The sequence below is a fragment of the Actinoplanes sp. CA-030573 genome, from assembly GCF_050951115.1.
Lineage (GTDB): Bacteria > Actinomycetota > Actinomycetes > Mycobacteriales > Micromonosporaceae > Actinoplanes.
The window spans coordinates 1,177,558-1,200,612 of sequence record NZ_CP192038.1 but is presented as its reverse complement, the minus strand read 5'-3'; the positions used below and the strand labels follow the sequence as shown (position 1 = coordinate 1,200,612).

The 23,055-nt window shown below is 72.0% G+C and carries 21 protein-coding genes and 1 pseudogene; 15 read left to right on the top strand and 7 right to left on the bottom strand.

Annotation, left to right across the window (positions count from 1 at the left end; genetic code table 11):
• The first annotated feature begins 64 nt into the window (after positions 1 to 64).
• The 4 genes from ACQP2F_RS05535 to ACQP2F_RS05520 are packed head-to-tail and all read left to right on the top strand — an operon-like array spanning position 65 to position 4,589.
• Positions 65 to 856, top strand: a complete 792-nt coding sequence (locus ACQP2F_RS05535) for an S-methyl-5'-thioadenosine phosphorylase (protein WP_433301245.1) — start codon at positions 65 to 67, stop codon at positions 854 to 856.
• 49 nt (positions 857 to 905) lie between these two features.
• Entirely contained in the window at positions 906 to 2,333 is a 1,428-nt protein-coding gene (mptB, locus tag ACQP2F_RS05530; RefSeq protein WP_433301243.1) for a polyprenol phosphomannose-dependent alpha 1,6 mannosyltransferase MptB, read from the top strand.
• Positions 2,330 to 3,508 (top strand): glycosyltransferase 87 family protein, encoded by a 1,179-nt coding sequence (locus ACQP2F_RS05525; protein WP_433301241.1) that lies wholly within the window; start codon positions 2,330 to 2,332, stop codon positions 3,506 to 3,508. Before mptB ends, ACQP2F_RS05525 begins: the two co-directional genes overlap by 4 nt.
• A gap of 40 nt (positions 3,509 to 3,548) precedes the next feature.
• Positions 3,549 to 4,589 (top strand): LCP family protein, encoded by a 1,041-nt coding sequence (locus ACQP2F_RS05520; protein ID WP_433301239.1) that lies wholly within the window; start codon positions 3,549 to 3,551, stop codon positions 4,587 to 4,589.
• Here the strand turns inward: ACQP2F_RS05520 and ACQP2F_RS05515 are convergent.
• Entirely contained in the window at positions 4,586 to 5,137 is a 552-nt protein-coding gene (locus ACQP2F_RS05515) for a hypothetical protein (RefSeq protein WP_433301238.1), read from the bottom strand. The genes ACQP2F_RS05520 and ACQP2F_RS05515 overlap by 4 nt on opposite strands.
• 74 nt (positions 5,138 to 5,211) lie before the next feature.
• Entirely contained in the window at positions 5,212 to 5,607 is a 396-nt protein-coding gene (locus ACQP2F_RS05510) for a helix-turn-helix domain-containing protein (protein WP_433301236.1), read from the bottom strand.
• Between the two features lie 551 nt (positions 5,608 to 6,158).
• Here ACQP2F_RS05510 and ACQP2F_RS05505 point away from each other — a divergent pair.
• The 4 genes from ACQP2F_RS05505 (at position 6,159) to ACQP2F_RS05490 (ending at position 9,200) form a co-directional block, all read left to right on the top strand.
• On the top strand, positions 6,159 to 6,686 hold the full coding sequence (locus ACQP2F_RS05505; protein WP_433301234.1) for a SigE family RNA polymerase sigma factor: 528 nt from the start codon (positions 6,159 to 6,161) through the stop codon (positions 6,684 to 6,686).
• Positions 6,679 to 7,422 (top strand): hypothetical protein, encoded by a 744-nt coding sequence (locus ACQP2F_RS05500; RefSeq protein ID WP_433301232.1) that lies wholly within the window; start codon positions 6,679 to 6,681, stop codon positions 7,420 to 7,422. The genes ACQP2F_RS05505 and ACQP2F_RS05500 overlap by 8 nt, the downstream gene beginning before the upstream one ends.
• 63 nt (positions 7,423 to 7,485) lie before the next feature.
• Positions 7,486 to 8,436, top strand: coding sequence for an ATP-binding cassette domain-containing protein (locus tag ACQP2F_RS05495; RefSeq protein WP_433301230.1), 951 nt, complete (start codon positions 7,486 to 7,488; stop codon positions 8,434 to 8,436).
• Complete coding sequence (locus tag ACQP2F_RS05490; protein WP_433301228.1) at positions 8,433 to 9,200, top strand: ABC transporter permease; 768 nt, start codon at positions 8,433 to 8,435, stop codon at positions 9,198 to 9,200. Before ACQP2F_RS05495 ends, ACQP2F_RS05490 begins: the two co-directional genes overlap by 4 nt.
• Here ACQP2F_RS05490 and ACQP2F_RS05485 read toward each other — a convergent pair.
• A complete protein-coding gene (locus tag ACQP2F_RS05485; protein ID WP_433301226.1) occupies positions 9,159 to 12,245 on the bottom strand; it encodes an ATP-binding protein in 3,087 nt (1,028 codons plus the stop codon). The two genes, ACQP2F_RS05490 and ACQP2F_RS05485, sit on opposite strands and share 42 nt — an antisense overlap.
• 127 nt (positions 12,246 to 12,372) lie before the next feature.
• Between ACQP2F_RS05485 and ACQP2F_RS05480 the strand changes: the two genes are divergently transcribed.
• Complete coding sequence (locus tag ACQP2F_RS05480; RefSeq protein ID WP_433301224.1) at positions 12,373 to 13,053, top strand: Type 1 glutamine amidotransferase-like domain-containing protein; 681 nt, start codon at positions 12,373 to 12,375, stop codon at positions 13,051 to 13,053.
• 3 nt (positions 13,054 to 13,056) lie between these two features.
• Here ACQP2F_RS05480 and ACQP2F_RS05475 read toward each other — a convergent pair whose 3' ends face one another.
• A complete protein-coding gene (locus tag ACQP2F_RS05475) occupies positions 13,057 to 13,824 on the bottom strand; it encodes a maleylpyruvate isomerase family mycothiol-dependent enzyme (RefSeq protein ID WP_433307360.1) in 768 nt (255 codons plus the stop codon).
• A 58-nt stretch (positions 13,825 to 13,882) separates the two neighbouring features.
• Positions 13,883 to 14,545, bottom strand: coding sequence for an NADPH-dependent F420 reductase (locus ACQP2F_RS05470; RefSeq protein WP_433301222.1), 663 nt, complete (start codon positions 14,543 to 14,545; stop codon positions 13,883 to 13,885).
• Between the two features lie 186 nt (positions 14,546 to 14,731).
• On the opposite strand from ACQP2F_RS05470, the gene ACQP2F_RS05465 reads away from it, so the two are divergent.
• From ACQP2F_RS05465 to ACQP2F_RS05455, 3 genes are all read left to right on the top strand, one after another.
• The gene (locus tag ACQP2F_RS05465) at positions 14,732 to 15,343 is read left to right on the top strand and encodes an alpha/beta fold hydrolase (RefSeq protein ID WP_433301220.1); all 612 of its coding nucleotides are present in this window, start codon (positions 14,732 to 14,734) and stop codon (positions 15,341 to 15,343) included.
• A 98-nt stretch (positions 15,344 to 15,441) separates the two neighbouring features.
• On the top strand, positions 15,442 to 15,693 hold the full coding sequence (locus tag ACQP2F_RS05460) for a type II toxin-antitoxin system Phd/YefM family antitoxin (RefSeq protein ID WP_433301218.1): 252 nt from the start codon (positions 15,442 to 15,444) through the stop codon (positions 15,691 to 15,693).
• Positions 15,693 to 16,064: a type II toxin-antitoxin system VapC family toxin gene (locus ACQP2F_RS05455; protein WP_433301216.1), complete on the top strand. Its 372-nt coding sequence runs from the start codon at positions 15,693 to 15,695 to the stop codon at positions 16,062 to 16,064. Before ACQP2F_RS05460 ends, ACQP2F_RS05455 begins: the two co-directional genes overlap by 1 nt.
• Before the next feature lie 40 nt (positions 16,065 to 16,104).
• On the opposite strand, the gene ACQP2F_RS05450 is transcribed toward ACQP2F_RS05455, so the two are convergent.
• Positions 16,105 to 16,683 carry an LURP-one-related/scramblase family protein gene (locus tag ACQP2F_RS05450; RefSeq protein WP_433301213.1) on the bottom strand — a complete coding sequence of 193 codons (579 nt, stop codon included), beginning with the start codon at positions 16,681 to 16,683 and terminating at the stop codon, positions 16,105 to 16,107.
• Between the two features lie 157 nt (positions 16,684 to 16,840).
• On the opposite strand from ACQP2F_RS05450, the gene ACQP2F_RS05445 reads away from it, so the two are divergent.
• Both ACQP2F_RS05445 and ACQP2F_RS05440 read left to right on the top strand, forming a co-directional pair.
• Entirely contained in the window at positions 16,841 to 18,082 is a 1,242-nt protein-coding gene (locus ACQP2F_RS05445) for an FIST signal transduction protein (protein WP_433301212.1), read from the top strand.
• 12 nt (positions 18,083 to 18,094) lie between these two features.
• Complete coding sequence (locus tag ACQP2F_RS05440; RefSeq protein WP_433301211.1) at positions 18,095 to 20,371, top strand: putative bifunctional diguanylate cyclase/phosphodiesterase; 2,277 nt, start codon at positions 18,095 to 18,097, stop codon at positions 20,369 to 20,371.
• A 165-nt stretch (positions 20,372 to 20,536) separates the two neighbouring features.
• Here the strand turns inward: ACQP2F_RS05440 and ACQP2F_RS05435 are convergent.
• Positions 20,537 to 20,617: pseudogene (locus ACQP2F_RS05435) on the bottom strand (hypothetical protein); the annotation flags it as partial.
• Between the two features lie 430 nt (positions 20,618 to 21,047).
• Between ACQP2F_RS05435 and ACQP2F_RS05430 the strand changes: the two are divergent.
• Positions 21,048 to 22,943 carry a hypothetical protein gene (locus ACQP2F_RS05430; RefSeq protein WP_433301210.1) on the top strand — a complete coding sequence of 632 codons (1,896 nt, stop codon included), beginning with the start codon at positions 21,048 to 21,050 and terminating at the stop codon, positions 22,941 to 22,943.
• Positions 22,944 to 23,055 lie beyond the last annotated feature (112 nt).

Below are 23,055 nucleotides of genomic sequence, written 5' to 3'. Positions count from 1 at the left end.
CCAACACGCCAACGCCATGCCCAGCACATTAGCCCGTGATTCCGGGGCCGGATAAGGTCTGCGCATGAACCCAACGGCGGAGATCGGCGTCATCGGCGGGTCGGGACTGTACGCGCTCCTCACCGATGCCGAGGAAATCGAGGTGTCCACGCCCTACGGTCCGCCGTCCGATCCGATCACGGTGGCGCGGGTGGGTGACCGGCGCGTCGCCTTCCTGCCGCGGCACGGTCGTGATCATCGGTTTCCGCCCCACAAGATCCCCTATCGGGCCAATCTGTGGGCGATGCGAGCTTTGGGCGTACGGCAAATTGTCGCACCCTGCGCCGTCGGTGGCCTGCGTCCGGAGCTGGGGCCGGGCACCTTCGTGGTTCCCGACCAGCTGATCGACCGCACGAGCGGGCGGGTGCAGACCTTCTACGACGAGGGCGCCGTGCACGTGTCGTTCGCCGACCCGTACTGCCCGAACGGGCGACGGGTGCTGCTCGAGAGCGACGTCCACCCGGTCGACGGCGGCGCGATGGTGGTCGTCGAGGGGCCGCGTTTCTCGACCCGGGCCGAGTCCCGCTGGTTCACCGCGATCGGCGGCGCTGTCGTGAACATGACCGGTCACCCGGAAGCGGTCCTGGCCCGCGAGCTGGCGCTCTGCTACACCACGATCGCGCTGGTCACCGACCTCGACGCGGGCGTCGAGGGCGATCACGGGGTCACCCAGGAGGAGGTCTTCCGGGTCTTCGGGGAGAACACGGCCCGGTTGCGCGAGGTGCTCCTCGACGCGGTGACCAAGCTTCCGGCCGTACGGGATTGCCCGTGCCCCAATGTTCTCGACGGCATCAAGCTTCCCATCGTCCTCCCGTAGGAGGGACGTGCTTAAGAAGCACGACACCGTTCATTGAAATGGTGCTGCCGTGCGGAAAGATCACGCCTTGGCGCGCGCCGTCGGCTTTGCCGGATCCGCGCTCGTCGCCGTGGGTGGGCTGGGCGCCGGCGCGTTACCGGTGGGCGTCCCGTTCACCGCCTTCGGCCAGCACGCCCGGCTCGGCCTGGTCGGCGTCTACAGCGGACTGGCCCTGCTCCTGCTCGCCTGGTGGTGGTACGGCCGGACGCCCCGGCAGCACCGGGACAGCGACTGGGTGACGCTGGCCCTCTGGGTGGCGCCCCTGCTGCTCGCCCCGCCGATGTTCAGCCGGGACGTGTACAGCTACCTGGCCCAGGGCCTGATGATCGACCAAGGGCTGGACGTCTACCGGCACGGCCCGGCGCTGCTCGGCGGGATGGTCGCCGACCAGGTGCCGGCGATCTGGCAGAACACCCCCAGCCCGTACGGGCCGGTGTTCCTGATCGTGGCCAGGACGGTCGCCGGCCCGCACCTGCTGCTCGGCATCGCCGCGATGCGCCTGGTCGCGCTGGCCGGCCTGATCCTGCTGGCGGGCGCGGTCCAGGTGCTGGCCCGCGGCGCCGGCATCAACCCGTCGGCGGCGACGTGGCTGGCGGTGCTGAACCCGCTGGTGCTGATCCACCTGATCGGCGGCGCGCACAACGACGCCCTCATGGTCGGCCTGCTGGCGGCCGGCCTGGCCGCCGCCGTCCGGCGTCACCCGATCGTGGCCACCCTGCTGGTCGTGGCGGCCGCACTGGTCAAGGTGCCGGCCGCGCTCGGCCTCGTCGCCGTCGCCACGATCTGGGCCACACAGCCGGCCGGGGAAAACGGCCGCTGGTCGTGGGCGCGCGCCGGCGGCGCAGAGGCCGCCACCGCGGCCGGCGGCCGCTGGTCGTGGGCGCGCGCCGCCGCCGGGGTGACCGCCATCGCGGTCGGCGCCACCGTCGTGATCACGGCGGTGGCCGGCACCGGCTACGGCTGGATCGGCGCGCTGAGCACCCCGATCTCGCCCCAGAACTGGTCGGTCACCGGGCTGTTCGGCCGCTGGACCGCCGGCCTGCTCGGCACCGCGGCCGCCGCCGACGTATGGCGCTGGGCCGGGACGCTGGCCGTCGTGATCGTGGCCGCGGTGGCCTGGGCGTACCGCCACCGGATCGGCCCGGTCTACGCCCTCGGGATCGTCCTGGTCGCCCTGGTCGTCTTCGGCCCCGCGATCCGGCCCTGGTACGTCGTCTGGGGCCTGGTCCCGCTCGCGGCCGTGGCCGGGCACCCGCGGGTGCGGGCCGTGCTGGCCGGCTTCTGCGCGGTCCTGGTGCTCGTGGTGCTGCCCGACGGCTTCGCCGCCGACGCCGAGCGGGTGCTCCTGGCCGTGCTCGGCGTCCTGATCGGCATCGCCGCCTTCCTCCTCGTGCGCCTCGCCGTGGCCGCCCCGGTCACCCTGCGGGTGGCCCGATGACCAAGAAACAGGTCGCCCTGGTAGTCGCCGTCGCGATCGCGGTGGGCGTCTTCCTGACCACGGTCCCGACCTTCCGGCACTTCTTCGACCTCGGCGTCTACCGCGGCGCGGTCCGCTACTGGCTGGTCGACGGGGGCGGGCTCTACGAGTTCCACTACCAGGACACCCGCTACGGCTTCACCTATCCCCCGTTCGCGGCCCTCGTGCTGAGCCCGCTCGCGATCACCTCGTGGCCGGTGGCGGTCGCGGCCGCGCTCGTGCTCAACGCGGCCGCGGTCACGCTGCTCATCCGCTGGTACTTCGTGCCGATCCTGCGGCGGCGCGGATGCCCGCTGTGGACGCCGTGCGCGCTGATGTTCCTGGGCTTCCTGGTCTTCGAGCCGTCCCGGGACACGTTCAGCTACGGCCAGGTCAACCTGCTGCTGCTCGTGCTGGTCTGCGGCGACCTGCGCTCCAGGCGCTCGGGCGGGATCGGGATCGGCCTGGCCGCGGCGATCAAGCTGACGCCGGTGATCTTCATCGGCTACCTCGTGCTCTCCCGGCGGTACCGGCAGGCCGCCACCGCGTCGGTGACCGCCGTCCTCGCCACGGTGCTGGCGCTGCTGGCCGCGCCGGACGCGTCGCGCGAGTTCTGGACCGACGCGTTCTGGGACACCGGCCGCATCGGCGAGCTGTACTACGTCTCCAACCAGTCGCTGCGCGGCGTGGTGGCCCGCCTCGACGCGCCCGCGACCTGGTGGCTCGCCGGTGTCGCGCTGGTCGTCGCGTACTGGTGCTGGTGGGTTCGCGTCCGCCGGCCGGACAGGGTGACCGGCTTCGCGGTGACCGGCGTGGTCGCCTGCCTGATCAGCCCGATCACCTGGGTCCATCACCTGGTGTGGCTGATCCCCGGCGTCTTCCTGCTGCTCGGGCGGGCGCTGGGCACCCCGGCGCCGGACCTGCGGCGCCGGCGCCTGGCCGCGCTCCTCGCCGGCTTCGCCGTCATGAGCAGCAGCGTCGTCTGGATCTGGTGGGCGCATCCGATCGGCTGGGCGGCGTTTCCGGGGAGCAACGCGTACGTCTGGCTCAGTCTCGCGTTGCTGCTGGTGCTCACGCGTCCGGTGTGGGTGACGGCCCCGCGCGTACCGGAAATGACCCTCACGCCGCCGCGGCCGAGGCCGATAGGTCCTGGGTAGGAGTCCGCATCCGGCGGCCCACCGGGACAAAGGATGTGCGGTGCCTCGCTGGGCGAAGGTCGTCGTGGTGACCCTGTCGGTCCTGGCCGCTCTGGCCGGTCTGGGCTTCGGCGCGGCCGTGCTGCTCACCGGGCACTACGAGGGTGAGGTGGGGCGGGACGACGTGCTCGGCCGGGCCTCGGCCCTCCCGACGATCACCGAGCCGCCCGAGTACGTGGTGGTCACCGGCGGCCGGCAGTCGCCGACCGCGGCACCGCCCGGCGCCATCGGCGAGAACTTCCTGATCCTCGGCGTCGACACCCGGGCCGGCTGGACGCAGAACCAGTCCCGCAGCGACACGATCATGCTGGTCCACGTCGACGCCGGTCGCCGCCACGCCAGCGTCGTCTCCTTCCCCCGCGACTCCTACGTCTACATCCCGCCGGTTCCCGGACGCTGGGCCGGGGGCAAGACCAAGATCAATGCGGCGTACGCGTGGGGCGGCGCGCCCCTGGTGGTGCAGGTGATCGGCCATTTGACCGGCCTGTCGATCGACCACGTGGTGCGGGTCGACTTCGCCGCCGTCCGGAAGATCACCGACACCGTCGGCGGCGTCGACGTCACGGTCGCCAAGCCGGTCACCGACGGCCGCACCGGCTACCGCTTCCACGCCGGCGTCAACCACCTCGACGGCAAGCGCGCCGAGATCTACGTGCGCCAGCGGTACGGCCTGGCCCAGGGCGACTTCGACCGGGTCCGGCGCCAGCAGCAGTACCTGCACGCGCTCGGCGACAAGGTGCTGTCGATGGGCGTGCTGACCAACCCGATGCGGATGAGCTCACTGCTGTCGGAGGTGGCGAAGTCCCTGGTCGTGGACGCCGGCCTGGATCTGACCGCGACCGCCCGCGCGCTTTCCGGCCTGCGCGGCGACGATCTGTCCTTCACCACGATCCCGTCGACCGGCTTCGTCCGCTCGCCGGCCGGCACCGCGAACCGGCTCGACACGGCCGGCTGCCGGGACCTCTTCCTGGCGCTGCGCACCGATCGGATGACCGAATACTTCCGCACCCACCGCGCCTACCCGGCGCTCACCGGCGCCTAACGCGGCGGGGGCGTACGCCGGAAGGCGCGCACGTTGGCCTGCGGCGGCGACTCGTTCGACGTGGCGGTCCGCATGCCGCTCAGATAGCCGTCGGTCTCGCGGCGCTCGCCGTACTCGGAAGTCAGCTCGGTCATCCGCTCGCTCAGCGTGCGCAGCTCGTTCTCCCGATCGCTGGCCAGCTCGGCCCGGAACGCTTCGAGCCGGGCGCCGAGCTCGTCGGCCGAGAGGCCCGGCGTCGGTCCCCTGCCCTGCCGGCGCAGCTGCCGCAGGATCTGATCGCGCGCGGCGATCACCAGCACCGCCAGCCAGGACAGCACGAAGAAGCCGGTCACCACCGAGAAGACGGCGAGCGGGCGCAGGTTGGGCGGCGGCGGAGGCATGGCGCCGGGAGCGGGCGGGGGTGGCGTCATCCCGGAGGGCATCTGGGTCAGCACGGTGACGATGAGGGCGCCGGTCGCGGCCACCGCCACGACGAAGGCGATCACGAGCAACTTGCTGGTCTGGAGGTGCCATCCTCCGGAGTGGTGCTCAGCTCGCTGCTCGGTCACGGTCCGAGGCTAGTGCGCCGGGGCGTTTCGCGCGACATCGACCAGCGGCGACGTCCGCTCGAGACGGCAATTTGTCACCCGGATCTACGACGGCGCAGCACCCGGCGGTACGGCTCGAGCATCCGGTCGAGCACCGTCTCCAGCGCGTCGCGGTCGGCGCGCGGGATCGGCGAGTCGTCGGCGAGCATCCGGGCCAGCTCATGGACCAGCGGGTGCGCGGCCGGCACCGCGGCCGGCGGCGGCCCGTTCAACCGATCCGGGTAGGCCGCCAGGACCAACTCGTTGATGCTTTTGCCCAGCACCGGGGCAATCCGTTCGATCGATTTGATCGTGGGCCGCTGCTCCTCGCTGAGCCAGCGCAGGACCACCGACGGATCGGTGCCCACGGCCCGGGCGAAGTGCGTCGGCGTCGGGAAACGGGCGGCCAGGATCGCTTCCTTGAGATAGACGCCGAACCCGGTCTCCGCCATCCGCACAGCATAGGACGAGCACGACCATCCGCCCGTACGCCGGGAAGACCGTCCCGCCCGGGCGAGTGACCGATTGGCTACACCGTCCGGCGCTGCTACCGTCATTGTCTCGATAACCAACGGACGGCTCGCCGAAGGGTGGTGCATCGTGACGAACCTGTTCCGCCGCCTCATCGCGCTTTTCGGAGCGCGCCGGCGACGTCCGGTTCCCGCGCCGCTCCCCGAGCCGGCGCCGATGACTCCGGGTGCTCCTGTGGCGGCGGGGGCACCCGGTGCGGGGCCCGTCCCGGCCCCGCGCCGGCATCACGACAACCGCCGCTTCGGCCACTTCGCCGGCAACGGCACCAACGCGCCGCGCCGCACCTCGCGCATCTAGGAAGCAAGCGCGGCCTCTACCTGGCCGCCCTGCGCCGTCACCGGGACGAGGTCCGCCCGCGGCCGACCGAGACCGCCGGGGCCGGCGATCCGGAGCAGGCGAGCAGGCCCTGCGCACCCGGTAAGTTTTCGCCGTCGCGAGCAACCGGGCCGTGGGATGCGGTGTGTCTATAGGTGTGCGAGCACCCACCGGCAGCGACAGCGCCGACTTCGACGCCTTCTACATCGCGACGGTTCGGCGCGTCGTGCTCTATCTCTACGCCGCCTGCGGCGACCGGGCCGAGGCCCAGGACGTCGCCCAGGAGGCGTTCGCCCGCGCCTGGCAGCGGTGGTCCCGGGTCGCCGGCTACGACGACCCCGAGGCGTGGGTGCGCACGGTCGGCTGGCGGCTGTTGGCCAACCGGTGGCGGGGCCTGCGACGCCGGCTCGCCGCGCGGGCCCGGCTGGGGCCGCCGGCGGAGGCGACCGCCGGGCCGTCGCCGGACCGGGTGGCCGTCGTCGCCGCGCTGCAGCGGCTGCCCGAGCCGCAGCGGCAGGCCGTCGCCCTGCACTACCTGCTGGACATGCCGGTCCACGACATCGCCGTGAGCCTCGGCGTCCCGGACGGGACGGTCAAGGCGCGGCTGTCGAGGGCCCGGACCGCCCTCGCCCGGCTGCTCGACGAAGACGACCAGGAGATCAGCGATGTCACCTTCCGTGCCTGAACGACTGCGGGACCTCGAGGCCGAGGTCCGGGACCTGCCGGTGATGCCGGCCGCCGCCGTCCGCGCCCGCGGCCGGAGCCGGGGCCGCCGGCGACTCGCCGCGTGGACCGCGGCCGGAGCGGTCGTGGCCGTGACCGGCTTCGCATATGCCTGGCCGCACCTGACCACCGCCGCCACCGGCACCGGCATCGGCGGCAGCACCGGCATGGGCACCGGCGGCAGCACCGGCACCGGTGCCGGGACCGCGCCGGCCACCCGCCTTCCCGCGACCGCCCTCGCGGTCGCCTGCGATCTCGCCCTCCCCGGCGATCCGGCCGACGTGCACATCCGCGTGGTCGGCGGCGGGGCGCCGGCGGCAACCCTGCAGAAGACGGCCACCCAGCTGCGCGACCGCCGCTTCCGGGTCGAAAGCGGCCCGGACGGCTCGAGCGGCCCGAACGGCCCGGACGACCCGAACGGCCCGACCGGCTCCACCGGCCCGGACGTGGCCGAGGCGGCCACCCTGCACTACGGACCGGCCTCGATCGGCGCCGCGACCCTGGTGCGCGCCGAGGTGACCGGCGCGGTCACCATGCTCTTCGACGCCGACCGCGGCGACGACACCATCGACCTGACCGTCGGAGCGGCCTTCACCCGGCTCGCCACCACGACCGAGGTCAACCAGAGCCTGGTCGCCGCCGGCGAGCCGACCGCGCCGCCGCAATGCCACGGTGAAACCGGCGTGACACCGCGCTGAATCCGGGCTCCCGCACTCTCCTCCCGTCGCGGTCACGGGGACCGCGGCGGTGAGGAGAGAGTCATGCGGGCGGCGATATCGGTCACCGGCTTACGCAAATCGTTCGGCGACACGGCCGTGCTCGGCGGCATCGACCTCGAGGTCGCGGAGGCAAGCACGTTCGCGCTGCTCGGGCCGAACGGGGCCGGCAAGACGACCGTGGTGCGCATCCTGTCCACCTTGATCGGCGCGGACGGCGGCGACGTGCGGATCGCCGGTCACGACCTGGCCCGCGAACCGGGCGCGGTGCGGGCGGCGATCGGGGTCACCGGGCAGTTCTCGGCGGTGGACGGCCTGCTCACCGGCGACGAGAACCTGCTGCTCATGGCCGACCTGCACCACCTCGGCCGGGCCGAGGGACGGCGGCGGGCCGGCGAGCTGCTCGAACAGTTCGACCTCGTCGACGCCCGGCGGCGGCCGGCTTCCACCTACTCCGGCGGCATGCGACGGCGGCTGGATCTGGCCATGACGCTCATCGGGCGGCCCCGGGTGATCTTCCTGGACGAGCCGACCACCGGGCTCGATCCGCGCAGCCGCCGTCTCCTGTGGCGGATCGTGCGCGACCTGGTCGCCGCCGGCACGACGATCTTCCTGACCACGCAGTACCTGGAGGAGGCCGACCGGCTCGCCGACCGCCTCGCGGTGCTCGACGGCGGCCGGATCGTCGCCGAGGGCACCCCGGAGGAGCTCAAGCGCGCCGTCCCGGGCGGTCACGTGAGTCTCCGGTTCGGTGACGTCGCCGCCCTCGACGCGGCGGCCGCGGTCCTCGGCGACGCGACCCGCGACGACGACGCGCTCACCCTGCGGGTGCCGGGCGACGGCGGGGCCCGATCGCTGCGCGGCCTGCTGGACCGGCTCGACCGGGCCGGCGTCGAGGTCACCGAGCTGACCCTGCACACGCCCGGCCTCGACGACGTGTTCCTGGCTCTGACCGGGACGACCCGGCCGGCCGCGGCGAAGGAGGCCGTCCGATGAGCGACGCGATGACCATGGTGTGGCGCAACGTCCGGCACACCCGCCGCAACCCCGGCACGATCGTCATGACGATCGGCCTGCCGGTGCTGCTGCTCCTGCTCTTTGTCGGCGTCTTCGGCAGCACGCTCAGCGCCGGCTTCGGCTCGTCCTGGCGGGGCGCCGACTACATCGACTACGTGCTGGCCGGTGTGCTGCTGATGACGGTCGGGTACGGCTCGACCACGACGGCCCTGGCGGTCAACCGGGACATGACCGAGGGCATCATCAACCGGTTCCGCACCATGGCGATCTCCCGCACGTCGGTCCTGACCGGCCACGTGGTCGGGTCATGCGTCCGTACGCTGGTGAGCGCCGCGCTCGTGGTCCTGGTGGCGCTCGGTCTCGGCCTCCGTCTGGACAGCGGCCCCCTCGGCTGGCTCGGCGCGGCCGGCCTGCTGACCCTGCTCACGATCGCCATGACGTGGCTCGGCGTCGCCGTCGGCCTGGCCGCCAAGACCGCCGAGGCCACCGCGCCGTTCACCCTCGTCACCCAGCTGCTGCCGTTCCTGAGCAGCGCCTTCGTGCCGCCCGAGGCGATGGACGGCGCGGTCCGCTGGTTCGCGGCGCACGAGCCGTTCACGCCGATCATCGACACGCTCCGCGGCCTGCTGCTCGGCACCCGCCTCGGCCACGACTGGATCGTCGCCGTCGCCTGGTGCGTGGCCCTGGCGCTGGCCGGCTACCTATGGGCGCGGACCCTGTTCCGGCGCGATCCCCGCGGCTGAGCGGGCCGCGGCCAGCAGCCCCTCCTCGTCCAGGCCGGCGTACGCCGAGACCGCCTCGGCGTACGTCCTCGGATCGGTTGTCATCGCGACCTCCCGCAGGCGCGCGCTCGACATCGTCGGCTGGAAGTCCTGCCGGAACCCGAGGCGTTCGGCGAGCGCGATGACGCGTACGTCGGAAGGGTTTGTCGCCAGCAGCACCGACCCGCAGGCCGGAAGGTCCGCCGTCGTCGCCGTGGCCAGCATGGCCGCGAGCGTCCCCGGAAGCGCGGCCGCGAGATCACCGACCAGCTCGGGCCGCCCGAACCGGGCGTGCGCCACCACCGCGACCCCGCGCACCTCCCGGGCCCAGTAGTCGTCCCGATCGCGCAGCCGGGCCGCCGCCTCCCGCCAGAGCGCCAGGCCACCGTCCACGTCACCGCGGCCGAGCAGGATCTCCGCGCGGGCGCAGGTGTCGAACATCTGCCGGCCGGCCTCCTCGAGCAGGCTGCCCTCGCCCAGCTGGTCGAGCCCGCGCTCGGCCTCGTCGAACGCGCCCCGCTGCAGATGCGCCAGCACCATCGCCCACCGCGCCCGGGCCGCGCTCGACACCGCACCGAGCTCCTCCATGATCGCCATGGCCGCGCCCAGGTGGTGCAACGCGCCGGCCGGATCGGACTGGAGGCAGAGCTCGCCGATCCGGGCATGCGCCAGCGCGCGGATCCACGGCGTGGCCCCGGCGGGCAGGCGTACGAGCATCCGCCGCGCCGAGCTGAGCGCGAGATCGAAGTCCTGTCCGCTCTCGGCGACGTAGCTCAGCGCATAGCTCGCCAGCACCGCCACCAGCGGCCGGTCACTGTCGGCAAGCCCGCGCAGGCTTGGCAGATCGGTCGCACCCAGGGCACGCTGGGCCGCCCCGACCACCGTGTCCTCGTCCGGCGGCGGCAGCCTGCGGAGGGTGACCAGGGCGCGCCGCGGAGGGTGACCGCGGGTGAGGTACGCGCCGACCGCGCACACCACCGCCGTCATCCGCACGGCCTCGACGACCTCCTCCGCGGGCCGCACCCGGGCCAGGATCTCCGACACGTCCGCGGCCAGCGTCGCGAGGCGCGCCAGGTTCGACTCGGTCAGCCACACCAGCCCGAGCAGCGCGGCCGTGATCGCCACCGTCGGGCCGTCCTCCCGGTCGAGCGCGTACCGCAGCGCCGGCAGCAGGTTGTCCTGCTCGGCCCGGATCACCGCGACGGCCGGCGTCAGGTCGGCGGCCGGCGTCAGCCCGGCGCCGAGCTCGGCGTCCAGCCGGCGCAGCCCGAAGTCGCGGGCCCAGCCGAGAAAGCGGTCCACCACCCGCGGCGTCTCCCCCGCTTCCTCGCGCCGGGCCACGCCGAACTCGCGAACCGTCTCCAGCATGCGGAACCGCGTCTCGGCCCCGATATCGAAGACCTTGATCAGCGACTGGTCGACGAGCCGCTCGATCACCGTGTCGTCCCCGGTCAGAAACGCCGCGGCGCTCGCGGTGAAGCCGCCGGGAAAGATCGAGAGCGCCCGCATCGCCGCCTGGTCGTCCGGGCCGAGCAGGTGCCAGCTCCAGTCGATCACCGCGTGCAGGGTCCGGTGCCGTTCCGGCGAGTCCCGCCCGCCGCCGCGCAACAGGGCAAAACGGTCGTCGAGGCGGCGCGCCATCTCGCCGACCGACATGGCCCGGACGCGCGCGGCGGCCAGCTCGGCGGCGAGCGGAAGCCCGTCCAGGCGCGCGCACAGATCCCGTACCGCCGCGGGCGCGAGATCCACATTGGGGCGCGCCGCCCGGGCGCGGCGTTCGAACAACTCGACCATGGTGGGAAGCCCCAGCTCGGGAAGCGGATAGACCGACTCCGACGACAGATCGAGCGGGGCGCGGCTGGTGGTCAACACCCGCACGTCGGGGGTCAGGGAGATCAGCTCCCGTACGAGGTCGGCGGTCCCGTGCAGCAGATGCTCGCAGTTGTCGAGCACCAGGAGCGCCGTTGCGGGCTTGAGTGCGTCAACAATGGGCCCCGCCCCGCCCCCACCGGCCCTGCCAATCCGCCCTGCGCCTTTCTCAGCCTCGGCCGTCCCGGCGTCGCCGACGCCCAGCGCCGCCGCGACCTCGCCGATCACGTCACGATCGTCCGCAACGCCGGCCAGCTCGACGAAGTACACCACCCGCTGGCGGGCAGCACGGGCCACCGCGTGGGCCAGCCGCGTCTTCCCCAGCCCGCCCGGCCCGACCACCGACACCACCCGCGACTCGTCCAGCAGCGCGAGCACGGCGGCGATGTCACGGTCGCGCCCGAGCAGCTGGTTCGGCTCGTGGCGTACGCCATGCCGCTCGGCCGGGGAATCACTCAGCAGAAGCTCGCGATGCAGCCGCTGAAGTTCGGGCCCCGGATCGCGGCCCAGCCTCTCGCGCAGGGCGCGCCGGTAGTCGTCGTATCGGCTCAGGGCCGCGGTCGGTGTCTCATTGCGCAGCAATGCGAGCAGCAGTTCCTCGTCCAGCGGCGACCGTTCGACCAGCGGCAGCAGTGCCCCGACCGCCTCCGCCGACCGTCCCAGCCGGGCCAATGCCAGCGCTCGGACCCGCTTCAGCCGCTGCCGGGCGGGCTCCCTCGCCCGCCGCAGCGCACCGACCGGACCGTCGTCGTTCTCGTCTCCCTCGGCGAACCCGGCGAACGCGGCGAACATTGCCAGGCCGGCGTCGGCGTGCGCAAGCGCGGTTTCCGGGCCTGTGGACAACTCGGCCGCCGCCGCCTCGATCAGCACCGCCGACGAGTCCACCTCGGACTCCAGCAACGCCAGCCGATAGCCGGTCGGCGTACTCACGATGACGTCGGCGCCCAGCCGCGCACGCGCCCGGGAGACCACCGTCTGCAGCGCCTTGGCCGGGTGTTCGGGCAGCTCGTAGGGCCATAGCGCCTCGATGAGACGCGTTGTGCCGCAACCGTTCCGCAGATCGTCCGCGAGCAGCGCCAGCAGCCCGCGCAGCCGCGACCCGCCGATCTCGGCACCGAGATAGGTCACGGGCCCGAGCAGCGTCAGCCGGACGTCCACGGTGCAACGCTAACGGCTTCCTCCGGCGAGCGGCGGCCGCCAGTCGAACAGCTGCCGACCGGGCCCCGCCGCGTCGACGATGTCGGTACCGTACAGGCCATTCGGCGGGTTCGAACCGGGAGACACCATGAAGCTTCTTCTCACGTCCGGCGGCATCACGAACCCGAGCATCCAGGACGCGTTGCTGGACCTGCTGGGCAAGCCGATCGCCGAGTCCGACGCGCTCTGCATCCCGACGGCGCAGTGGGGTCACCAGATGTGCGGTCCGGTCGGGGCGCGCGGTTTCGTCGTCGGCGGACCGCCGTGGAACCTGACCGGCATGGGCTGGAAGTCGGTCGGCCTCCTCGAGCTCACCGCGTTGCCCACGATCGGCGAAGAACGGTGGATTCCCTGGGTACGCGAGGCGGATGTCCTGCTGGTCGACGGCGGAGATGCGACGTACCTCCGCCATTGGATGCGGGAATCGGGGCTCGCGGAGCTGTTGCCGACGCTCCCGGAGAAGGTGTGGGTGGGTATCAGCGCCGGAAGCATGGTGATGACCCCGCGCATCGGGACGGACTTCATCTCCTGGAAGCGGTCCGCCGACGACGACAGCGCTCTCGGCGTCGTCGACTTCTCGATCTTCCCGCACGTCGGGCACCCGATGATGCCCGAGAACACCATGGCCGAGGCCGAGCGGTGGGCGGCCACGCTGGGCAACCCGTCGTACGCGATCGACGAGGAGACCGCCATCCGGGTCGTCGACGGCAAGGTGGACGTCATCTCCGAGGGCCAGTGGCGGTATTTCCCCGCCGAGGAGAGGCCCTGACCGTTACGCGCTGGGGTCCCAGGCGATGAGCCGCTCGAGGATGCGGCGGTCGCCCTCCAGCTTCGCGGCATCCAGCGACATCCGGCCGTAGAGGAGCAGGACCAGGTCGTGGGCCGAGCCCCAGACCGCGGCGTCCGCTCCGGCGGCGGGGCTGACCAGGCGGTCGACCCGCGCGCCGTCGCCGGAGAGCCGCAGGCGCCACGATCGGCCCTCGGTGGCGTGGTAGTCGACATCGGCCGGTTCGTGCGGCCAGGGGACGTCGGTCGAGCAGCAGGTGGACAGGAACTCCTCGACGCCGTCGAGCGCGACCTCGTCCGGCAGCGGCCGCGGCGCGCCCACGGTGAGCTGGGCGTCGTAGGTGTGCACCGCCACTTCCTGAACCTGGTGCCGCGCGACACCACCGGCGGTCTGCGGCGACTGCGAGTCACCCCACCACGTCCAGCAACCGCGGTCCGGGCCGGCCTCGCGCAGCGTGCTCGCGAGGCGGTCGATCGACTCGCTCAGCCAGGCGAGCAGGGCCTCGCGCTCCCGGGGCGCGCCGGCGCCGTCGTCCCACGCCGACGGGTCCGGGGGCGCGTCGGCCGGCCCCGCGGCGACGATGGCGGCCGCCTTGCGGCGGCCCAGGCCCACGTGCTGCGCCAGATCGAAGAGCGTCCAGCCCGGGCAGGTGGGCACCGGCACCTCGAGGCTGGGTGCGGATGCCACCGTGCGCCGGAACTCCGCGGACCGCTCGTCGATCAGGCGCAGCAGCTCGGGGAACTCCAAAGTCATCTCCACCGCGGCTGTCTACCATCCGGCTCGCGCGGCCGACAGCGATTTTCCGGGTCGCTCAGGCCGCCGCGAGAGCCTCGCGGATGACCTGCGCGCCGGCCGGCGTGCCGGCGACCACACCGTACGGGCCGTAGGGAGTCGTGTACGCGGGCGTGTCCCGCTGGGTCCGCCAGTTCTCGGCGAGCGGGCCGGCGTCCACGGTGTCGTAGCCGATGCTGTCGAGGAACTCGGTGACGATCTTCTTGGCCGCCACGTCGTCCCCGGCGATCGCCAGAGCCGACCGGTCCGGGCTGCCCGCCGGCCGTGCGAGCGACCGCAGGTGCTCGAACCAGATGTTGTTGAACCCCTTGACCACGTGCGCTTCCGGCAAGTGCTTCTGCAGCACCTCACCGGTCGTGCTGGAGCCGTCCTCCAGCTCCGGGAAGATCCCGTCGCGCTCCGGGTAGTAGTTGTTGGTGTCGATGACCACCTTGCCGGCCAGCGCCGCCGCCGGGACATTCCGGTACGCCCCCAGCGGCACGGACACCACCACGATGTCGCCGGCCGCCCCCGCCTCCGCGGCAGTCGCGGCGCGTGCCCGCGGCCCCAGTTCGGCCACCAGGCCCTGGAGAGTCTCCGGCCCGCGCGAGTTGCTCAGCACCACGTCGTGGCCGGCCGCGATCGCGAGCCGCGCCACCGTTCCACCGATCTTGCCACTGCCGATAATTCCCACAGTCGTCATATCAGCGCGAACTGAGGCGATCACCACCCCATTCCGTACGGCGTGAGACCGTGACGCGCAGAACAAGGCGCCGCTTACGCGTTGTCAAGGCGGCGGTCCGTCCCGTCAGGATGTCAGGGTGACGTCCGACGTGATCGTCCTCGCTGATGGCCGGCCGTTGAACTGGCATGAGATGACCTCCGCGCGTTGGCCGGTCACCTGGGCCTGGATCGGTTCGCGCTGGCGGGCGAGTCCGGCGGTGCCCCGTTCACCTTGGACGCCGCGCGCCAGTTCGCCGACCGGGTCGATGTTGTCGCCCTGATCTCGGCCGGCGGACCGATGAGCCGGGACGAGCGAGTGGGCATGACGGCGAAAGCCCGGCTCATGAACTGGTTCGCCCGGAACGCCCCGGCACTCAACACGTTCCGGATCGCGGCGATGCGTCGGGAGCTGGTCAACCCGGAAAACCGGGAGCGCGCCCTGCGCGATGCCATGGCCGCCGCGCCGGATGCCACGCACGCCGCTGCCACACGTATCGAGTTCGAGGCGGTCGCGGACGCGTTGCGGCAGGGCACCCGTGCCACCGTGCAGGAGCTGGCCCTCATCAAGCGCGAGTGGCCGTTTCCGCTCAGTGAGGTAACCATGCCGGTGCACCTGTGGCACGGCGCGCGGGACCGCAACGCGCCGGTCGCCTTCGCCCGCCGCCTGGCGCGCGACCTACCGAACGCGACCTTGCACGTAAGCGATTTCGCAGGCCACGACGTAGGCGTCGACCGCGCCGCCGAGATCATATCCGTGCTCGTCGCACACGTCAGATAACCGTTCCCTGGCGCAAGGAACGGATCGAGGACTACTGGCGGCTCAAAGCTGGCGGCCACACTTCGCGCCGGACTAACCTCTTAGCTAAGGAGGCCGTGATGTCCGACGCAGCTGCGCAGTTCAACATCCATGACGCGAAGACGAACCTCTCACGGATCATCGACCGCGTCGAGCACGGCGAAGAGATCATCATCAGCCGCGCCGGCACTCCCGTCGCCAAGGTGATCCCGCTCAACCGCAGGGTGGACAGGGCTGGCCGAGGCAGCCTCGCCGGCCGACTGACCATGGCCGAAGACTGGGACTCTCCCGAAGTGAACGAGGCTATTGCCCGAGACTTCGGACTCGCTTGATGGGCCTGCTCCTCGACACCCACATCGTGCTGTGGTGGCTGTCCGACGATCCGACGCTCGCCGCCGAACTCAAGGACCGGCTGGACCACGAGCCGGACATCTACGTCAGCGCCGCGACGATCTGGGAAGTAGCGATCAAACAGTCGGCCGGCAAGCTTCAGCCCGACGATCTTCCCGAACGGGTGCGCGACAGCGGCTTCCGCCTCTTGGCCATCACCGCGGACCATGGCATCGCAGCGGCCCGTCTTCCCGCGAACCACCGGGACCCGTTCGACCGCATGCTGATCGCCCAGGCGAGAGCCGAGAACTTGACCCTGGTGACACGAGACCCGGAGATCGGCAAGTACGACGTCGACATCTTGAAAGGCTGACGCACCCGAGGGGTCCGGGCTCGGATCAGCGGCCGCGCGTTCAGCGAGCAGCGTGCGCCATCGTGTCGAGGACCGCGGTGACGGCCAACAACAGCACCGGATTCTGCCCGGGCGCGACCTCCACCCCGTACGTATCCGCAACTCGGAACCACTTCTTGGACACCTCGGCCACCGTCGTGTCGTCGTCCTCGATGGTGTACTCGTGATCCAGGATGTTGCCCTGCACCTTGAGGTCGGGGCCATCCGCCACCTTGACCGTCCACCGCTCCCGCAGCGGCGTGATCATGGCCTTGCGCACGGTGGCGACGCTGTGACCGTCCGCATCTTCGATCTCCATCGTGTCCCGTACGCGTAGCATCCGCTCCTGGATCTGCAGCAGCTTGCCGCCGTGCGCGTCCTCGAAGATCAGCGTCTTGCGCACCCGCAGTGCCTTGCCGTCGACCTTGAAGACGCGTTGCCCCTGATCATCCTCGATCCAGTAGTCGTCGCCGACGGACACCAGCTTCTGGCGCATCCGGTAGTGCGTCGCGTCGCCGCCACCATGGCGTTCCTCGCGCCGATGTTCCCGCCGTTCCCGTCCCCGGCCACCCAACATGATCGCCTCCAGGTCCGTTCGCACCGAGGTCACCCAGCCGGCGACCACACGCACGTCTCGCGCCACGTTCGGCCCTGAGCGGCTCGACGGCATCCTCCCGCACGGACGATTCCGCCGAGCAACGGCGGAACGTGCGGCCAAGGAAGCTCAGAACTCCCGCACGACGGCCGATGGGACGAACATGTCGCATGCCTCGCTCAGCTCGGCCGCGACGGCGCCGGTAGCCGCGACGGCGCCGGTGGCCTCGACGGCTTCGGTGGCCCCGACGGCCCCGGACGGCCGATGGTTCGGCACCGGCGGCAGCATCGCCGCCGATGGGTTCACGGCCGGAGCGGAGGCGACCGCCGCCGCCGTCGCCGGTCGGCCGGATCCCGGCCTCATCCTGGTCTTCGCCCGGGACCGTGCCGACATGCAGCCGCTGCTCGACGGGGTGAGGTCACGTTCCGGCGGAGCCGCCAAGATCGCCGGATGCTCGACGATCGAGCCGATGGCCGCCTCGGGCGATACCGCCGCGTCCACGGTGTCGGTCGTGGCGTTCGGCGGGGACGGGTTCGGCTACGAGATCGAAGTGGCCCGTGAGGTCGAGGGTGACGAACGTGCCGCCGGCGGTCGCGCCGCCGCCGGGCTCGCCCGGCTCGACCATCCCCACAAGGTCCTGCTGCTGTTCATCGACGCCACGCTGAACGGCAACGTCGAGATCGTGCGGGGCGCCTACGGTACCGCCGGCGCGGCCGTGCCCATGGTCGGCGGCCTGGCCAGCGACGACTGGCAGTTCGACCGGACCTGCCAGTTCGCCGGTGACAGCAACGGCGTAGAGGTGCTGAAAGACGCCGTGATCGGCGTTGCCATCGGGTCGCCGCAGCCGGTCGGGCTGGGTGTGGCGCACGGCTGGCGACGCGCGGGCGACCCCATGGTGGTCACCGACAGCGACGGCCTCAAGGTGTACGAGTTCGACAACGAGCCGGCGCTGGACGTGTTCCTCGCCCGGGTCGGCCTGGACGAGTCGGTGCTCGCCGGGTCGGATTCGTTCCGCCTGGCGGCGTTGGAGTACCCGCTGGGCGTGGCCACCCGGTCCGGCGAGGAGATCCGCGTCATCCAGGGCGTGGATCTCACGGACCGTTCGGTCTGGTGCTCGGCCGGTATCCCGCAGGGCGGCCTGGCCTGGCTGATGGAGGGTGACCTCGACTCGCTCGTGGCCGGCGGCACGGACTCCTGCCAGCAGGCGGTGCGCACGCTCGGCGACGCCACGCCGATCGGCTTGCTCACCTTCGACTGCGCCGTACGCCGCCGGGAGCTCGGCCCCACCGGGGTGCGCCGCGAGTTCGCCGAGATCGAACGAATCTTTCGGGCGTGCCCTTCGGCGGCTTCTACTCGTACGGGGAGATCGCCCGGTTCCGCGGTGCCACCGGCATGCATCACCTGACGATGGTCTCCCTTGCACTCGCCTGATTCGAGCCCCTCGCACCATTGGTCGACGCTGCAGCTCACCGAGTTCTGCGCCGTCCTGACCGGCAGCAACGACGAAGCCGACGTCCTTCAACTGGCCGCCGAACGGGCGAGTGAGGCTCTCGAGGCGGAGATCGCCGCCGTGGTCATCGACGGCGAGGTGCGGGCCCACTGGGGCGTGACCGACGAGGTGGCCGCGAGCGAGGCGCTGCTGGGCATCGGATCGGCCCGGTCGGTGCAGCTGCCCGGGCTGGGCGAGATTCACGCGTTCGCCGCTCGCCTCGGCCGCGGCACCCGGGATTTCCTGCTCGTCGGCCGGCTGGACGTGGCCCTGGCCGGCCCGGAACGCCAGACCGTGCAGGCCATGGCTCAACTGCTGAGCCTGATCTTGCGGAACCTGCGGGCGCTGACCGCGGAGCGGACGCTACGCGTGCAGGAACAGGTCCTGCTGCGGGACAAGGAACGCGAGGCCGCGGAGCGGCTCCGGCTTCTGGAGGAGGTACGCACCCGGCAGCGCCTTCTCGAGCAACTGCTCACCATCCAGCGGGCGGTGTCGGCCCGGCACCCGCTTGCCCAGGTGCTCGACGCGGTGACCTCGGGCGCGGCCGAGCTGCTGAACCACCGTCCGGTCGTGCTGGTGCTGGCCGAGACCTCGGCACAGGGACTGACGATCGTCTCCGGCGACGACTCGCGGGCGCTGCCGGATCACGAGGCCGTCCTGCAGGTCGCCGGGCAGGCGATCGCCACCGGGTCGCACACTTCGGCCGATGCGATCGTGGACACGCCGGCGGGGAGAATGCGGCTGACGGCGGCGCCCGTGTCGGTCGGCCGCGAGATCGCCGGGAGCCTGGTGGCCGTGCTCGACGACGACGCCGGGACGGAGCAGCGCGAGCTGCTCGTGGCATTCGCCCAGCAGGCCGGCCTTGCGCTCACCGACGCTCGGACCGTCGAGGCGGTCACGCAGGCGCAGCACGATCCGGTGACCGGCCTGCCCAACCGAACGCTGTTCCTGGAGCGGCTCCGCGAGGCCATGGCCGAGCGCCGCGACGACATCGTGCTGTTCATCGACCTCGACCGGTTCAAGGCGGTGAACGACAGCCTCGGCCATCGCGCCGGCGACGCTTTGCTGGCCGCCGTGTCACGCCGTATCGGCCAGAGCCTGCGGTCCACCGACATGGCCGCCCGGATCGGCGGCGACGAGTTCGCCGTACTGCTGCGGGACATCACCCTGACCGGCGCGGTCGCGGTCGCCGAAGGCCTCATCGGCTCGCTACGCCGGCCGTTCCGCATCGCCTCCCGCGACGCCCTCATCGGCGCGAGCGTGGGGGTGGCCTTTCGCCAGTCGGCCGACGACACCGCCGAGGATCTGCTCAGCAACGCCGACGTCGCGATGTACATCGCCAAGAAGCATGGCGCCTCGCAGGCCGTGGTCTTCGAACCACAGATGCTCGCGGAGACCGTCGCCCGGCTCGACCTCGTCTCCGACCTGCAGCGCGCCCTGCACCAGGGGGATCTGCGACTGCACTATCAACCGCTGATGGACCTCCGTACGCTGCAGCCGGTCGGGGTCGAGGCGCTCATGCGGTGGACCTGCCCACGCCGCGGAGTCGTTCCGCCGGCCGAGTTCATCGAGATCGCGGAGGAGAGCGATCTCATCGTGGACATGGGCCTCTGGGCCCTCCGCGAGGGAGTCCGCCAGCTGGCACGATGGCGGCGCGACTTCCCGGCGCTCCGACTGAACCTGAACATCGCGGCACGTCAGCTGCTTGATCGAGACTTCGTCTCGCACGTGACCGACACCCTGCTGATCGAGGGGGTTCCGGCCACCGCTCTGACGCTGGAGCTGACCGAGACGGCGATGATCAGAGATCCCGAGCGGGCCGGACACCAGATCACCCGCCTCAAAGAGCTGGGCGTGAAGGTCGCGCTGGACGATTTCGGTACGGGTTACTCGTCGCTGTCCTACCTGCGAAGGTTCCCGGTGGACGAGCTCAAGATCGATCGCTCGTTCATCTCCGCCATGAACCGCAGCGACGAGGACCTCTCGGTGGTCCGCGCCGTGATCGACCTGGCCGACGCGTTGCGGCTGCAAACAGTGGCCGAGGGAATCGAAGACGAAACGCAGCTGGCAACGCTGCGCCGGCTGGGTTGCCGCCTGGGCCAGGGCTACCACCTGGGCCGCCCGCTCCCCCCGAACGAGGCCACCAACCGCCTGCACGCCGCCCGCCCGCCCCAGCCGGCCGCCCTTCCCCCGCGCCCCCGCTAGCCAGCGCCGCCTACATGGTCGGGTCGCCGTCGGAGGTCGCCGCCGTCCCGTACCGCAGGACCACGTCGCCCTCGAGATCGGCGGCAAGCCCGGCGAGCGTGCTCCACCGCGGGAAAGCTGCGCCTTGACCGTCCCCACCGTCGCGCCCTCGCTCTCGGCGATGGCGCCGGCCGGCATGTCAACCAGGTAATACGGCGCGACGACCCGCCGCTGTGCCCGCGTTAACCGCGGCAACGCCCGGACCACCGCCACCCGATCCGGCGACGGGCTGGCGCTCTTCTCCTCCGTCGGCCCGAGCCGCGCCAGGGCCCCGCTCGCTTCCCACCTCCGAAACACCCCGCTGGGCCCATTCAGGTGGCACGGCCTTCAACCCGAGTTTCTTGCTGCCATTGGGGCCGGGCAGGGGCGTGGGTTTGCTTCGCGCCGCTGCGCCGGCACGCCTCGTTCTTCACCCTTCGTGTAAAGGTCGGCAATACGCTGCGTTACATAGAGGCAGCTCGCTCATTTCCGATTGCGCAGAGCCATCATCGCTGTCCAGAATTTTACCATCTATACCGACATAAGGTCTCCACCGGACGGGCATAACGGTTACGGAGCGCTTCCCCGATCGACATGTAATTACGTAGCGTGACCTACGTACGGACGAAGTTGCTGGTCCGCCCAAGGAAGGCTCCTGATGAATTTCTCGAAGAAGCAGGTCGGCGTCGCCACCGTGTCAGCCTCGGTCCTGCTGCTCGGCTCCGCCGCCGGCGCCGCCGCGGCCGGCAAGCTGACCTCAAAGCAGTCGAACGTGATCTACGCCTGCGCCAACCAGAAGACCGGCGCGGTGCGCGTCATCGACTACGCCAACCGGGACCGCTGCTCCTCGGCCGAGACCCTGCTCTCCTGGAACCGCGTCGGCCCGCAGGGTCAGCCGGGCCAGCAGGGCCAGCCCGGCCAGCAGGGCCAGCAGGGCCCGCAAGGCCAGCGGGGCCAGCAGGGCCAGCCGGGCCAGCAAGGCCAGCCCGGCCAGCAAGGCCAGCAGGGTCCCCAGGGCCAGCAGGGTCCCCAGGGCCAGCAAGGCCAGCAAGGCCAGCAAGGCCAGCAGGGCCAGCAGGGCCCGCAGGGTCAGCAGGGCCAGCAGGGCCCGCAGGGCCAGCAGGGCCCGCAGGGCCAGCAGGGCCCGCAGGGCCAGCAGGGCCCGCAGGGCCAGCAGGGCCAGCAGGGCCAGCAGGGACGCACCGGCGACACCGGGCCGCGCGGCCTGCAGGGCGTGCCGGGTATCCAGGGCCTCACCGGGGCCACCGGCGCGACCGGTGCCACGGGCGCCACTGGCGCGACCGGCGCGACCGGCGCCACGGGCGCGACCGGCGCCACTGGCGCGACCGGCGCCACTGGCGCGACCGGCGCGACCGGCGCGACCGGGCGTCAGGGCCTCAACGGCGCCGACGGGCTCTCCGCGTTCGAGCTTTGGCTGCAGAACGGGCACAGCGGCACGGTCGGCGACTTCCTGGCTTCGCTGGTCGGCGAGCGCGGAGCCGACGGCCTGTCGGCCTATCAGTTGTGGCTGGCCAACGGCCACGCCGGCACCGTCGAGGAGTTCCTCGCCTCGCTGGTCGGCCCGCAGGGTGCGACCGGGGCCACGGGAGCGCAGGGCTTCGACGGCAAGTCCGCGTACGAGCTCTGGAGCCAGACGCACGAAGGGACCCTCGACGACTTCCTGATGTCGCTGGTGGGCGCGAAGGGCGAGACCGGCGCCACGGGAGCTACCGGCGCCCAGGGCGAGAAGGGCGACACCGGCGCCACCGGTGCGTCGGCCTTCGAAGTGTGGCGGTCGCTGGAGAGCAACGCCGACGGCACGGTGACGGAATTCCTGGCCAGCCTCGTGGGTGCTCAGGGTGCGGTCGGCCCGCAGGGACCGATGGGCCCGCGCGGCCAGCAGGGCCTGCCCGGCGACAAGGGTGAGCAGGGCGACAAGGGCGAGATCGGTGCCACCGGCGCGACCGGCGCCCAGGGCGAGATCGGTGCCACCGGCGCGACCGGCGCCCAGGGCGAGAAGGGCGACATCGGCGCCACCGGCGCCCAGGGCGAGAAGGGCGCCACCGGCGCCACCGGCGCCACCGGCGCCACCGGCGCCCAAGGCGAGAAGGGCGACACCGGCGCCACCGGCGCCACGGGCGCCACGGGCGCCACGGGTGAGAAGGGCGACACCGGAGCGACCGGCGCCCAGGGTGAGAAGGGCGACACCGGCGCGACCGGCGCCCAGGGCGAGAAGGGCGCCACCGGCGCCGCAGGCCCGAAGGGCGACACCGGCCCCGCAGGCCCGAAGGGCGACACCGGCCCCGCAGGCCCGAAGGGCGACAGCGGCACCGACGGTGTGAGCGGCTGGGAGCGGATCACGGGGTCCAGCAGTAGCACGTCGATCGCCACCTGCTCAGCCGGCAAGAAGGTCATCGGCGGCGGCTACACCACCACCACCGGCAACACCACGGTTAGCGCGAGCTACCCGTCGTCGTCGACCGCTTGGACCGTCATCAAGGCCTCCGGCAGCGGTTCTGTGATCGCATACGCCATCTGCGCCACCGTCAACTGACGCAAGGAACGGCATCGGCCGCGTCGCCAAGGCGACGCGGCCGATGTTTTTCCCTACCCGACGGGGTTCACGAGGTTATTCGGTGGCGAAAGAGGGCAGGCGCAACCACCCA